The following is a 12,914-nucleotide window of genomic DNA, read 5'->3' as shown; positions in this document are numbered from 1 at the left end:
AGCCGCCTGGGTGTTTAAGGCTTGGGCAAGAGTTGCAGCGCAGGAGCAGGGGCGTCGGAATGGTCAGCCGCTTCCTTGGTGCCCGGAGCTGCCTGATCAACCCAGCGCTCCACGCCTTGTTCGCATTCCTGAACAACCGGGAAGTAGAGCGTGCTATTGGGCTTGAGCTCATCGGCCAGGTAGCTGATGAACACGAACTCGTCATAGTGCTCGTCCTGCAAAGGGCCGCCAGTCCAGACCACTTCCTGAACACCGGAGCTGACTTTGGCACCCCAACGCGTGTAGGCCTGCTTGTAGTCACCTTTTACTGTTTCCAGGGTCCAGCCTGCTTTGGGCTGTGGCTTTACACCGACCACACCTTCAGGAATACGGACACGAATTTTGGTGGTGGCAGAGCCTTTGCAACCATGCGGCACGGACAGAACCGCCTTGTAGCTGCTGCCCACCGGGGCTTGCTTGGTTTGCAGGGAAACGTGTGCCACAGCGGAAGACGCGAACAGCACGGCAGCCATGCCCAGAGTGGCACGGAAAGACGTAGAAGAAATCGACATTGAAAACCTCGGCTAGATAAAAAAGAGAAACCGTCAAAGGACGGGAACACATCAAGCGAGGAATAAAGGCGGGGCGCGTGAACCTAAAGGAGGGCCTTGTGCCGGCAGCGGTGGCAGGGTTTGATTGCTCTGGGCTAACAAAACCGGCCGGTACCTGATCAGGCTGATCAGAACAGGCGCATCCAGGGTCGGTAACAAGGCGGGGGAGGCCGCGATACCAAAGGGGCAGTCCTGTTGATTGTGATGCGTATCGGAATCCGCCTGGCCATCCTGGCCGACCAGACCAATCCAGAGCGTATTGGCAGCATTGCCAGCCGTACAGAAGGTAATGGCAAAGCCATTGTCTTGTTCTGAGCGGGTAGGCATGTAGCCTGCCGGGATGATGGCGCGACAGACGTAGGCCAGCAGAGCCAGGCAAAACAGAAGTTGCCAAACTCGGATTTCGCGGGAAACGAAACGGGGACCCAGGGCGCGCATGCGGAAAAGTATATTACAAAAGTGGGGGCCGACTGATGAGGCATTCGCCAGTTATCTGGCACCAAACTACACGTGGATCTTGATCTTGATCTGGCTGGTTTATCTTTGTCTTTGTTCCTGATCCTGCCGCCCACCTTGGTATTAGTGCTGCTTCTGACTTGGCAGTTTCACTCCCTACGTTTCTTGATTGCAGCCACCGCCACCTGGGTCGCCACCGTCAAGGGTTCTGGCAGTTGATCCAATGTAAACCAGTCCATGCCGCTGTGCTTCTCAGGCTCCTGCACCACGGCCTGGCCGGTGAAGGATTTGACCAAATAAACTGGCGCCACCCAGTGCTCGCCCTTGTCGGCATCAATCTGGTTCACATTGACCAGTAGCTCCAGACTCTCCAGACGCAAACCCACTTCTTCCATAATCTCCCGTGTAACGGCTTGCTCCAGGGTTTCCAGCCAGTCCACTTTGCCGCCCGGTATCCCCCAGTGCTCAGCTTCTGGTGCACGCACACGCTTGAGCAGCAGGATTTTGTCGTTTTGCATAATGACTGCACCGCAGCCAACTCGTATGGTTTCGTCCATGTCTACATCTCTAGTTTTTAAACGGCGTCAAGTGGCCCCGAGCGTCAATGACACATAAAAAAGCCGCGAACATAGTGGGCGGCTTTGGTCAGCTAAGGCAAAGTACCGCTTAAGGGAAACCGGCACATTGCTTTATAAAGGCAGGCCGCGCGGCCAGGCGGTGGTAGTAGTCTTCGACTGCCTTGAGTACCGGGCGATCAAACGGCGTATTCAGCCAGCGGTGAATGGACAGGCCCAGAATGATATCGGCCAGGGTGAATTCCGTTCCGGCGGCATAGGCCTGGGTCTGCGCCAAGTGTCTTTCCAAAATTCCCATTACCTGGGTCCAGGCAGCCAAGGATGCCTGAACCTGTGCGGCGTCCTGATGCTTGGGCGATTGACGCACCAAACTCCAGAACGCATATGTCCAGGTCGGGTTCAGCTCGGAGGCCTGCCAGTCCAGCCACTGATCCACCTTGGCTCTTTGCCAGGCATCTTGCGGATACAAGGCCGTCGGTGCCTGGCGGTTGGCCAGATAACGCACAATGGTATGGGATTCCCACAGCACACGTTCCCCATCCAGCAGGACGGGGATTTTTGCGTTGGGGTTCAGCGCACGGAATTCGTCCGTGTTGACGTCCTTGAAGCCTATGCCCCAATCCTGCCGCTCAAATTCCAGATTCAGCTCCGCGCAGGTCCACATGACTTTGCGTACATTGATGGAGGATTCTCTGCCAAGAATAGTCAGCATGATGGGGCCCTCAAGTGGTCATTATTTGCTGGCAGGCAGCAGTTCGTCACGGCGTTCGATAATGCGTGAGATCAGGCCGTATTCAATGGCTTCCTCGGCACTCATCCATTTGTCGCGCTCGATATCGTCACGCACACGCTCGATAGGCTGGCCGGTTTCACGGGCAATCACCTGGGCGATACGTTCACGCGCTTTCATGATTTCCTGGGCTTGAATGGCCATATCGCTGGCCTGACCACCGGCGCCACCGCTGGGTTGGTGAATCAGAAAACGGGTTTGAGGCAGGCACACACGACGCTCGCGGGCGGCACCCAGGAACAGGTGGGTAGCAGCACTGCCCACCCAGCCGGTACCCACCATGGTGACGGGCGAGGAAATAAAACGCACCACATCATGGATGGCATCGCCCGATTCCAGGTGACCACCCGGCGAGGACACGATCATGGTGATAGGGGCGGTGGATTCGGCATCTAGCGCCAGCAGCTTGCGCACGGTTTCCGAGGCGAGCTTATCCGTGATGGTGCCAAAGACCAGCACAGTACGGGCGCGGAAGGCTTTTTCTTCCAGAAAGGCGCTGTCTTGAGGGCTGGTATCAGAGCGAGTTTCTTTTTCTTGGCCAAGCATGGGGAAAGACTCCAAGGGATAAGTATTCTGTCTGCTAAGGAAAATCGATTGCTCGACTATATCCCGACTGATGGTCAACCGGGCTTTCACTTGGCAATTTTTGTGGTTTTTTTTGTCCGCGCTGGGGGCGCAATAGGGCGCAACGCAAGCAGACAAAGCAAATGCAGGGCGGTCTGCCCCGCAAGTTCATCATAGTCTCATGCTTGTTAAGTGTTTGATCCAGGGAATAAGACCTTATCGTCCTGTCTCCTGGAGCAGCATCACGGGAAGGGCTGATCTACACGCTGCCGCTGGGCCTTGAGACCTGCCACAGAACCCCGATACCTCATTGAAAACGCTTCCTTCAACAGTGGCACGACGCTCCCTGTCACTAAAAAAGATACCTGTTGCTTCAGGCGCTTGATGCTAAAAAGGGACGGCACCCGATCAGCCGCCAAGGTCGAAGAAGTCCTTGCTTAAAAACGCTTTTCCAGCTTCAGCGCGACTTCGGTTTGCTTGTATTTGAAAGCCCAGTCGATATTGCTGTTGTTGAAAGTGTGTTTCACATACAAATTGGGCGTAATGCCTTGGAACGCAAAGCGCGGCATGCCTACGTTCAGGATATAAATCTGCTGACGGTCCTTGCGCAGCCCGCCCAGGAACAAGTCCTCGGCATCGTGTCGGGTCTGCCGGTATAGTGCCGTGGCGTTGATATTGAAACCCGCATCAAAGGCCCTGTAAATTCCCAAGTTTGCCATATAGCTGCGGCTTTGCGCGGTTTGCTGAGACTGCAGATTACGGGTGTAATTCAGGCCCCCGTAGACCACGGTTTTGGCATCAATCAGATACGAGCCGTACAAGCCTATCTGGTTCTCTTTGACTTCTTCAAAGTACTGCCGTAAATCGCCTTTGTAGGACAGGCTCTTGTGCTGGGCATTCACGCCTACTTGCAGCCTGTCGCTAAGATTGTGCTTCCAGTCCACGCGCCCGCCCCAGGACTGATAGCTGGTGCGACGGTTGGTGTAATTGTTCTCGAACAAGGGCGTAATCGACAGATCGTTTTTAGCGTCCTGATAGTTGTAGCCCGCGTAAATAATGCTGGTGTTGTCGCTGTAATAAATGTCCTTGGGCTCGGCTTCCTTATGCTTGTCGTAAAGATTGCCGTAGCTCAGGCCGCGCAGTAGTAGGTTGTGGTTGCCGCTTAGCTGGAAACGCCGGTTCAAGGTCAGGTCGTAGACCATGGCGGTGGATTTGACCGGGTCCGGCATCTTGCGCACTGACGGAAAGCACCCAAAGAAATAGCAGGTAAAGAAGGTGTCTTGCTGGCCGTTTTCTTTGTTGATATTGCTGTTGTAGCCCAAGCCAATCGAGGCGGAACCGTGCCAGGCATTGCGGTCCTGCAAGGCACCCTGGAAGCCTTCAATTACGGGCCGTACTTCATCAGGAATACCGGCAGAGGAAATCTGGCTGAACAGTTCTTTCGCTTCGCTGGATTGATAGTCCTCGAACAGTACGCGGGCCAGCTCCAGCTTGGCGCGCATCATAGTGGGATCGCTTTCCTGAGCCTGGCGCAGCTTGCTGATCGCCAGGCTGTGATTGTCCTTGCTACGGGCCACCACTCCTTGAGCCATCAGCACCAGGGCAGGGTTGTGGCCGGGCAGCTCCTGATATTTTTCTACAAACTGATCCACCTTGGCCCACTGTTGCAGATTGATGGCGACATAAATGGCCGGTTCCAGATCGGTCAGTGTGGCATCGACGCTATAAGTTGTGCCGTTGATGGTGATCAGGGCCGATGGGTCCACATCAGGCGGGGTTTCTTCCACTAAATGGGAGCGTTCGCGTTCGTTCAGATTGCGGTCGATTTGATTCAGAAGTCGGCGCGTATCGTCGTCGTTGGCTTGCACCGCGCTGGATGCCATGGCCAGCAACAGGCACAAAAGGGGAAGGGCTCGCCCATGCATGAATGGAAACCTTGCAAGAAAAAGGGGAGATGGACGCAGGGTCCGGAGAGAAAGGGGATCGAGCTTGTCGATCCCCTTTTTCTTATGGCAACACTAGCGTGTTGTCAGAGGCGGATTACTGCTTGGCACCGCCGAAGGCCATGTCATTGGCGCCGTTGGCTGGGTTGTAGTAAATCCCGGCCAAGGCGTCAGCGGCTGCGCCGTAGAATTGGCCCTCAATTTTGGCTGTACTACCGCTAAAGTTTTTAGCGAAAGAGCCATCGGAAGCAATGGTTGTGCCATTAAACAAAACAGTGCCAACCAGACCAGCCAGAGTACCTGTACCACCACCGTAGTTGGCGGTCAGGATGCCTTTGGAGATACCAGCCTGGGTGCCGGGGTTGTATTGGTTGACACCTACAACGTCGTACTTGGCATTGACCAGGTTAGGCATGGCTGTAGTTGGGTTTTCGCCGGTGTAGAACACAGTGCGGTCAGCATGGCTCAGGTTCAGATCCGTGCTGCTTGCTGGAGGTGTACCGGCTATGCGGGGAGCCCACTCACCAAAATACACTTCTTGGCCGGAAACCTTGGCAACTACTTCGCCACCGAAGTGGGGGTAGCCCGGCAGAGGATTGTTCAGTTGGCGATAGGCGTAAATTTGAGTGCCTGCTCCTACACCGCTGGTGATGGTATGGCGCCATGTTTCAGCAATGTTTGTTCCCAAGGGCATTTGAATATATCCATTGCCATCAGCACCACCCAGCACTTGATTCGTTTGCCAAAGAGGACCGCTTTTGAAGCTCACCACACCCGATTGTTTGGTGGCGTCATAAGGGTCAGTACCTGGCATGGAGATACCAGCTTCGCCCTGAGCCATCATTGTGGACGGCTTATCCGCCACTACGAATGCTTTCGAGGAACCACCAGCTACGGGGGCAGCGAAGCTGCTGGCGGAGGCCAGCAGGAAAGCCGAAACAATAGCCAGTTTTTGTACATTCAGACTTGCTTTCATTACGAACTCCATTAAGTGAAGAAAAAGGGCGTTTTTACGAAAACGACCAAAAAAACCGATTTACTTAAAAACGTGCTGTCATACCGACGCGCACCGTTCGTCCGGGGGCCGGCATAGAAGTGCGGGCCATGGGGTCCAGGTAGTACTGATTAGTTAGATTGCTGATTGCCACGTCCACATTCAGGTTTTTCTGTACCTGATAGCTGGCGTAGGCATCGAAGACCAAAATGGGGTTCCAGTAGTTCGTTCTGTTAAATGCCCAGCCAAGGCCACCAAAATGCCCTTCATCTTTGTTTTTTGCGGCGCTGTGATACACCGCACGTGCTCCGAGCAGTAGTTTCTTTTCCAGCAAGCGTGCACCGACATCCAGGTTCAGGGAGTACTGCGGTTGCAGACTGGTTCTGGCAAAGGTGCGAGGGAAGCCGCCATCAACGCAGGCAGGAATGTTGTCGCTTCCTGCGGCTCCGGGGATGGGCATAAACGTCTGGGCGTAGTCGGCATCGCATAGCTGCTGCTTTAAGCGGTAGGTTCCGCCAAAGTTGGCAAAGTATTTGCCGCTGTCTACGCGAGCTTGCAGTTCAATACCTGACATTTTCTTCTCGGCAAACTGCACGGTATTGAAGTCCCAGTCCCGGTCTATATAGTCTTTGATCCGGTTATTGAAGTAGTTGATCTTGAGGTCTGCATAGTCCAGGCTTGGGAAGTAGCTGCTCAGATTGTGGACATAGCCGATTTCCCAGTTGTAGGCGTGTTCAGGACGAGTAGCTGCCCCGGTCGAGCGCTTGCTGCCACCAGCCAAGGCCATGGAGGACTCGAACAGGCTTGGAAAACGTACAAATTCGTTGTAACGGGCATAAAGACGAATATCGTCTGTAATGAAGGCTGTCAGCCCGATGTGAGGAACCCAAGCATGGTCTTTTTGTTTTTTAGGTTCTTCCCATTTATTGGGTATTTCAGATTCGTCTTGGTAAACAGGTTTGCGATTGCTTACCGAGGCAATGTATTTGTCTACTGTGCCCTTTTGCCCCTGCGCATCGGTGACTTGCTCTGTTGAGTCAATTTCGCCATTGGTAAAGGGGTTATTGGCAGTAAAACCTTTGTGACTTTCGCCAGAGGGAACAAAAACCGTTTCTTTGGTATAGCGATAGCCGTTAATTTTTCCTTTATGAAATGAATCGCCTAGCATTTCTTCAAATGATTTTTTGCTTGTATGCCCGAAAACGGCCTCCAGCATGCTCGGATCTAAATCGGAAATGAACTGCCAGTCTTCTTCATATTGCTTGTACAGCGGGAGTTCTCTTTCAATGATTTGGCGTTCGTAATCCGCAACTTCCTGGTTGCTCATTAAGCGCTGAACCTGGTAGTTATAGCCTTTCAGGGCAGGCTGAATAGCCCAGTCCTTATGTTGCTGGCTACGCATCTCGGCCAGCTTGTCGTCGTACGACCAGTAGTCGCTATAGCGTGCACCAGCATTCACCTGAAGCCAGTCCACAGGCCGCCAGTCGAAGTTAAAACCAAAATTCCATTGCTGCCGGGTGCCTGATCGAGGCCCCATGTGGTTCACACCCCAGGTCAGTTCGTTCAGATTCTCGAGCTTCTCCGAAGCGTCATGCTGCTTGAGCTTTTCTCGTGTGAAATCAGCCGATAAGCTTAGATCCAGAGTTGGGTGTAAAGTCATGGCGTTGCTAAGGTTCAGCCCACTACGCCTATGGTCGGTAATTTGCAAAGCTCTGGGGATGATGTTGAACCGCCCATCTGTATTGGGCAGCTTTTCTGGGGCGGTAGGAGGTACCCAAGCGCATTCAGAGCCGTTTGTGCCCAGGACATGGCAATTTGTGTAGTTGTCCCAGTCACCATCGCGTCCGTTGTTCAAGCCCTGGCCTTGGATCCCGTAAATGATGTCGCCATTCTGATGACGCTCACTATCGCTTTGGGTAATCCAGGCTCCGGCCTTCAAGTTGATGAAACGACTGCCTTCGGGATTCCAGGAGTAGTTCAGGTTCCAGGTGTCTTGTTTGACCTTGCTATACGGGTTTTCGGTTTGGAGGATATTTTTTTCACCATAGCCATCCAGGGCATGGATTGCCCAGACCACGTTCCATGGCACGTTTTCGCCAAAGGTATGGTTGCTGCGCATGTAGCTCATATCAATGGCTTGATCGTGAGGTAGGCGCAACGTGCCTTTCAGCAGCGTGGTTTCCAGTTCGCTGGATGTGTTCAGAACTTCCTCACCAGGACGGTAGTACTTGGCGATGTAGCTCACTCTGGGGAAGGAGTACGACGGGTTGTAGTCGCTATTTGCGTCCTCTTGCCAGGTGTCGTTCTCGTACTTGTCACTACCTTTCTTACCGCTGTAATAGTTGCCGCGACTGCGGTAGCTGTATGCGGCTAGCAGATCAAAATTTTCTTGTTGTGTGGCGATGGCCAGGCGGTAGGAGTGGTCTTCAAAATTGAAGTTCTTGCCGCTATTCCCGACTTTCGGCATACGGTCTGGAGAAATGTGGTCAGGTAGAACAACGCCGTTGCTGCCTCCTCTATCAAAGACCGCCCCTGGAATATCGCGATAGTCCTTTCCGAAAATCCCAAAAGCCCGTTCATTCGGCTTGGTCGAATTCGTCGCTGTCTCCGCCTTCAATTCAATCCCGAAGGTCTCGCCCGGTTTGACAATATCCTCCACCTGCAGCGTGCGGATCTGCACCGATCCGCCAATCCCGCTGGCTCCCGACGTTGCCGACACGCCTTTTTCCACCAGAATGCTGCTGATCATATTGGGATCAACATAGTTGCGGTTGGCGACCCCGGCCGGACCCAGCCAGACCGATGTGGCCTGTTCTGTTCCGTCAATCGTCAGTGGAATGCGACCTTCACCCTGAATGCCGCGAATGTTCGGGTCCAGTGCGCCACTATTGCGCGAATCCCCCGCATACACCCCGTTCAGGCCCTTGAACAAATCCCCCACGGAGCTGCCCTTGTACAGCTCGATTTCTTCCTTGCCCGCGTACACATTGGAGACGTCTTTCTCGAAGACATCGGCCTTGCCGGCCTCATCGCGGGTTTCACGTACGACGGTAATGGTGTCCAGGCGAGTGGCTCTGTCCGTATCGTCCTGGCGCTCGTCCTGACGGGAGAAGGGTGGGGCGCTGCCCACGCTCTGGGCTTGTGTCTGCCCGGCCCAGGAGGCCAGAATCAAGGCATACACCAGCGGCTTGAGCGCGTGTTTTTTTGTGTAGGGTGAAAGGGTAGCGGACATAAAACGAACCAGGGCTCCGTGCGAAAAATAACAATCTGTCGTGGGGAAGTACTTCCCGTTTGCTGGCCAGGCTCACCCCTTGTCTCAAAAGGTGAGGAAAGGCACGGGGATATTATTCACATTAATGAGAATAATTATCACTTAGATTGATATGCAGGACGGAGCAATTCCTATGCAGGACCGGAAATCCGCGGCAACTGCAGGAATTTGTCAAAGCAGGAGGGGAACTTTTCAGGGAGAGGGCCGCAGGGGGCGGCCTGAAAGAAGGGTGGGCCTCTATGAATGCAGAGGCCGAAAACAGCGGAAATACAAAGGTTTAGGCGCGCTTGTTGCCAAAAATGGATTTGGGTGAGCGGCCAAAGTAGCGCGTAAAGGCGACGGAAAAATTATTGGGGTATTTGTAGCCGACTTGCCAGGCGGCCTGGGCCACTTGTTGGCCGGACTCCAGCAAGGTATAGGCTTTGCGCATACGCAGTTCAAGCAGCAGGCCGATAGGCGTGTTGTCGTACAGATAGCGAAAACCTTCTTTAAGTTTGTGCTCGTTAATGCCTACCGTCGTGGCCAGATACTCCACCGTGATTTGCTGGTCCAGTTGCGAGCTGAGCAAATCGCGTGCTCGCTCGACCCGTTGAATATCATCCACCGACAGCGGGGCGCTGTTGGGGGCGTCGGGTGGGGCCAGGCGGTTGAACTGCTCGGCCAGCAAGCTGAGTGCATGGATTTGCAGATTCAGTCTGTGGTGATGAATGGGCTGCTCCGGGGTGCACGGCTGCATATAGCGTGCCAGTGCCGCCGCATGGGCCATGGTGGCCTGGCTGCTGGCATGAAAGGACAGACGGTGCAGTCCCACGCAATCCATCAACTGGGTGGCGCGTTCCGGGCCCACGTATTTGTTCAAGGCCGCCTCGCTGATGACCAGCCGTAATTGCGATACGGATTGGTCCTCTTGATAGTGGCGTTCCCCCCGCAGGGATCGAAAAGCCGTCACCGTGGTATGGCCTGCCTTGAACAGCAGATCTGAGCTCTCCCGACCCTGATAGGCCGACTGTCCTTGCAGACCCACCGTAACCACAATGACACGGCCCGCATGGGGGCCGTTGCTCTCTTCAACCAGCGATCGGCTGGGGTGATAGTGCAAGCGGCCCAACAAGAACCCTTGTTCCAGTTCCACGCATTCGGAATAGCAGTGGCCCAGTTCTTCGGGTAGTTGCAGCCGGACTCGGCCATCGCTCAGAGCGCGGCATGACCTGGGTTCATCCGTGGTTAAGCGATAGCCAAATTTGCGCGTGTTCATCATTTCTCCTGCTAAAAGCGCCTCGCATATGAATTGCTCCGTTCAGCATAGATCTTAATGCAAATAATTCTCATTAAATATATATCATTTCTAGCTGTGATGGCAGAGGGAAGGGCCATTGTGAAATTCACGGAGGTAAAAAACAGTGCTGGATCGATCGCTAGGAGAAGTCGTTTTGTCGGAGCAATTGCTGGAGTCGCATGCTCTGCAAGCCTGTTGGGACGCGCAATTGGCGGGTTTAAGTGCAGATGCCTTGAACCTGGCTTTGGGGTATGGCGTGTTTGCGCATCTGGATAAGTTTATCGCTGCTGAGGAACTTGCGCTTGTGCTCAAGTGGGACGTCGACAACACCGCCTACCTATTGGAGTTGTTGTGGAGTCTGGAGCTGCTGGAGTGTCAGTGGACCTGTCCGCGACGCTATCGCAGCCTGCCGCAAACGGCACGTTATCTGAATCCGGGTTCGGCGCAATATTGTGGCGATGCCTTGCTGTTTCGGCATGGCGTCTTGCGTCAGGTGGGCAATCAGCTCGATGAGCTGCTGCGTAATGGCAAATCGCCTCCAGCGGATCCGGCATTGATTCAGCAAGGCTGGGCAGCAGCGGCGCGCTCGCAAATTGCTCAGGAACAAACGGCGGTGACGGCCGAGGTGGCCTGTGAAATTTTTGGAGCCGTGCCGGAGTTCTGGCAGGCGCAACGTTTGCTGGATTTGGGCGGTGGGCCAGGACTGGTAACCATCGCCTTGGCGCAACAGCAGCGGGACTTGAATGCCGTGGTGTTCGAGTACGAAGCGGCGGCGGCCGTCGCCCAGCAAAAAATTCTTGATGCCGGTCTGGAAGCGCGTATCAGCACCTTGGCCGGTGATCTGCTGGTGGACGATTTCGGGGCGGATTATGACCTGATCTGGTGCTCTTCCGTGCTGCATTTTGTACCGGATATTCCTGCTTTGCTGGCCCGTCTGTATCGCGCGCTGCGCCCCGGTGGGGTGCTGGTGTGCTGTCACGCCGAAGTGCATACCGAGGTCAGCAAGGCCAAACGGATTTTGCATTACTACCTGCATATGCGCATGCAAGGCCGCCATGTGCTGCCGGAAGGGCAGTTGGCCCAGTTGCTGGAACAAGCCGGATTTGATGATGTTCAGCAGTTTGATGAGGTGCGCTTTCCGGTTGCGCCCGTCACTGCATTGATTGCGCGCAAGGCGTGCAAAGGGTGATGAGAATGAAGACGTGGAAAGCATGGGGGGCGCAGCTGCTGTTTGGCTGGATGAATCTGGTGCTGGCCGTCCCCAGTATTTACCTGATGCTGGGTATGCCCCTGGTGATGCGACAGCATGGCTGGTCCGGCACCGAGATAGGCTTGTTCCAGCTGGCGGCCTTGCCCGCCATTTTCAAGCTGGTGCTGGCCATGCCGGTACAGCGTGTCCGCCTGGGTGGCGGACATTTTGTGCATTGGCTGTGGTTGATGGCGGTCTTGTTGCTGGCTTTGTATGTAGGCATAGGCCGCGAGAATCTGATTGATCAGCGGACCCTGCTGTTTGCCCTGACCTTTGCCATCAGCATTGTGGCGACCTGGATGGATATCCCCTTGAATGCCTTGGCGGTGCAATACCTGCCGCGTGACGAGCAGTTGCGTGCAGGCAGTATTCGTTCTGCCGCCTTATTTCTGGGCGCGATCGTCGGGGCGGGGGTGATGGTGCTGGTGCAGGCCCGTTGGGGTTGGCAGGCACCGTTTGCCTTGATGGGCCTGGGGCTGGTGATTGGTTGTTTGCCCTTTGTCTTCTTGCGTTCCAAAGCCGGTTTGCAAGCGGCTGAGACCGAGCAGGCACCACCCGGTTTTGTTGCCGATTGGGTCAGCTTCTTCGGGCAGGAAGGGGCCAGGCAATGGACCAGCCTGCTACTGACCAGCTTCCCCTTTATTGGCGCTGTCTGGTTCTACTTGAAACCCTTGATGCTGGACCAGGGCATGCCTTTGGAAGAGGTGGCCTGGACGGTCGGGATTGCCGGTGGCATTACCGGTGCCGTGTTCAGCCTGATTGGCGGACGTTTGGCGTCATTTCTGGGTGCCGCGCGTGCCATTCCGATTTATCTGCTGGCGGCCTTGCTGTCTCTGATTCTGTTGATGGTTTCCGTCTGGGCCAAGCTGGGGCCGGTGTGGCTGATCAGCAGCGCCCTGTTGATTGCGGCCAGCATGGGGGCTGTGTCGGCATTGCTTTTTGGGCTGACCATGTTCTTTACCCGTAGACAGCGCAATGCATCGGACTACGGTTTGCAGTCGACCATCTTCACCTTGGCCCGTATGGCCGTTCCCATTGTCGCCGGCATCGTGCTGGACCGTTTCGGTCAGGTTGTCATGCTGGGCGTGCTCACCTTGGGTGTTCTGTTCGCCTTTGTACTGGCTTGGCGCGTTCGCCACAGCGTCGGTGCCAGCACCGAAGTTTTGCTGCGTAGCCAGTAAGTCAGGGTCTGAAAACGCCAGCGTG

Annotated in this window: 11 protein-coding genes; 2 read left to right on the top strand and 9 right to left on the bottom strand. The window is 54.9% G+C overall.

The window, feature by feature from the left end:
• Positions 1–14: 14 nt before the first annotated feature.
• From N879_RS03580 to N879_RS03540, 9 genes are all read right to left on the bottom strand, one after another.
• Complete coding sequence (locus N879_RS03580; RefSeq protein ID WP_009454619.1) at positions 15–551, bottom strand: YcnI family copper-binding membrane protein; 537 nt, start codon at positions 549–551, stop codon at positions 15–17.
• 51 nt (positions 552–602) lie between these two features.
• Positions 603–1,028 carry a DUF2946 family protein gene (locus N879_RS03575; protein ID WP_021446685.1) on the bottom strand — a complete coding sequence of 142 codons (426 nt, stop codon included), beginning with the start codon at positions 1,026–1,028 and terminating at the stop codon, positions 603–605.
• 167 nt (positions 1,029–1,195) lie between these two features.
• Entirely contained in the window at positions 1,196–1,603 is a 408-nt protein-coding gene (locus N879_RS03570; RefSeq protein ID WP_009454615.1) for an NUDIX hydrolase, read from the bottom strand.
• 109 nt (positions 1,604–1,712) lie between these two features.
• On the bottom strand, positions 1,713–2,333 hold the full coding sequence (locus N879_RS03565; RefSeq protein ID WP_009454614.1) for a glutathione S-transferase family protein: 621 nt from the start codon (positions 2,331–2,333) through the stop codon (positions 1,713–1,715).
• A 21-nt stretch (positions 2,334–2,354) separates the two neighbouring features.
• Positions 2,355–2,957 carry an ATP-dependent Clp protease proteolytic subunit gene (locus N879_RS03560; protein WP_009454612.1) on the bottom strand — a complete coding sequence of 201 codons (603 nt, stop codon included), beginning with the start codon at positions 2,955–2,957 and terminating at the stop codon, positions 2,355–2,357.
• A gap of 455 nt (positions 2,958–3,412) precedes the next feature.
• A complete protein-coding gene (locus N879_RS03555; RefSeq protein WP_031232139.1) occupies positions 3,413–4,900 on the bottom strand; it encodes a surface lipoprotein assembly modifier in 1,488 nt (495 codons plus the stop codon).
• 115 nt (positions 4,901–5,015) lie between these two features.
• On the bottom strand, positions 5,016–5,894 hold the full coding sequence (locus N879_RS03550) for a Slam-dependent surface lipoprotein (protein WP_009454608.1): 879 nt from the start codon (positions 5,892–5,894) through the stop codon (positions 5,016–5,018).
• 64 nt (positions 5,895–5,958) lie between these two features.
• Complete coding sequence (locus tag N879_RS03545) at positions 5,959–9,144, bottom strand: TonB-dependent receptor domain-containing protein (protein ID WP_021446684.1); 3,186 nt, start codon at positions 9,142–9,144, stop codon at positions 5,959–5,961.
• 316 nt (positions 9,145–9,460) lie between these two features.
• Positions 9,461–10,438: a helix-turn-helix domain-containing protein gene (locus tag N879_RS03540; RefSeq protein WP_021446683.1), complete on the bottom strand. Its 978-nt coding sequence runs from the start codon at positions 10,436–10,438 to the stop codon at positions 9,461–9,463.
• 175 nt (positions 10,439–10,613) lie between these two features.
• On the opposite strand from N879_RS03540, the gene N879_RS03535 reads away from it, so the two are divergent.
• Together N879_RS03535 and N879_RS03530 are read left to right on the top strand one after the other, a co-directional pair.
• Positions 10,614–11,648 (top strand): class I SAM-dependent methyltransferase, encoded by a 1,035-nt coding sequence (locus N879_RS03535; protein ID WP_009454606.1) that lies wholly within the window; start codon positions 10,614–10,616, stop codon positions 11,646–11,648.
• A gap of 5 nt (positions 11,649–11,653) precedes the next feature.
• Positions 11,654–12,889 carry an MFS transporter gene (locus N879_RS03530; protein ID WP_009454604.1) on the top strand — a complete coding sequence of 412 codons (1,236 nt, stop codon included), beginning with the start codon at positions 11,654–11,656 and terminating at the stop codon, positions 12,887–12,889.
• Positions 12,890–12,914: the final 25 nt, after the last annotated feature.

Source organism: Alcaligenes sp. EGD-AK7 (genome assembly GCF_000465875.3).
Lineage (GTDB): Bacteria > Pseudomonadota > Gammaproteobacteria > Burkholderiales > Burkholderiaceae_B > Alcaligenes > Alcaligenes phenolicus.
The sequence above is the reverse complement of the archived record's forward strand: the minus strand, read 5'-3'. Positions and strand labels throughout refer to the sequence as shown.

Bases quoted from the DNA above. Each gene is read 5' to 3' on its own strand.
- N879_RS03570 (WP_009454615.1), bottom strand. From the start codon at position 1,603: ATGGACGAAACCATACGAGTTGGCTGCGGTGCAGTCATTATGCAAAAC.
- N879_RS03555 (WP_031232139.1), bottom strand. From the start codon at position 4,900: ATGCATGGGCGAGCCCTTCCCCTTTTGTGCCTGTTGCTGGCCATGGCA.
- N879_RS03575 (WP_021446685.1), bottom strand. From the start codon at position 1,028: ATGCGCGCCCTGGGTCCCCGTTTCGTTTCCCGCGAAATCCGAGTTTGG.
- N879_RS03530 (WP_009454604.1), top strand. From the start codon at position 11,654: ATGAAGACGTGGAAAGCATGGGGGGCGCAGCTGCTGTTTGGCTGGATG.
- N879_RS03580 (WP_009454619.1), bottom strand. From the start codon at position 551: ATGTCGATTTCTTCTACGTCTTTCCGTGCCACTCTGGGCATGGCTGCC.
- N879_RS03550 (WP_009454608.1), bottom strand. From the start codon at position 5,894: ATGAAAGCAAGTCTGAATGTACAAAAACTGGCTATTGTTTCGGCTTTC.
- N879_RS03545 (WP_021446684.1), bottom strand. From the start codon at position 9,144: ATGTCCGCTACCCTTTCACCCTACACAAAAAAACACGCGCTCAAGCCG.
- N879_RS03565 (WP_009454614.1), bottom strand. From the start codon at position 2,333: ATGCTGACTATTCTTGGCAGAGAATCCTCCATCAATGTACGCAAAGTC.
- N879_RS03560 (WP_009454612.1), bottom strand. From the start codon at position 2,957: ATGCTTGGCCAAGAAAAAGAAACTCGCTCTGATACCAGCCCTCAAGAC.
- N879_RS03540 (WP_021446683.1), bottom strand. From the start codon at position 10,438: ATGAACACGCGCAAATTTGGCTATCGCTTAACCACGGATGAACCCAGG.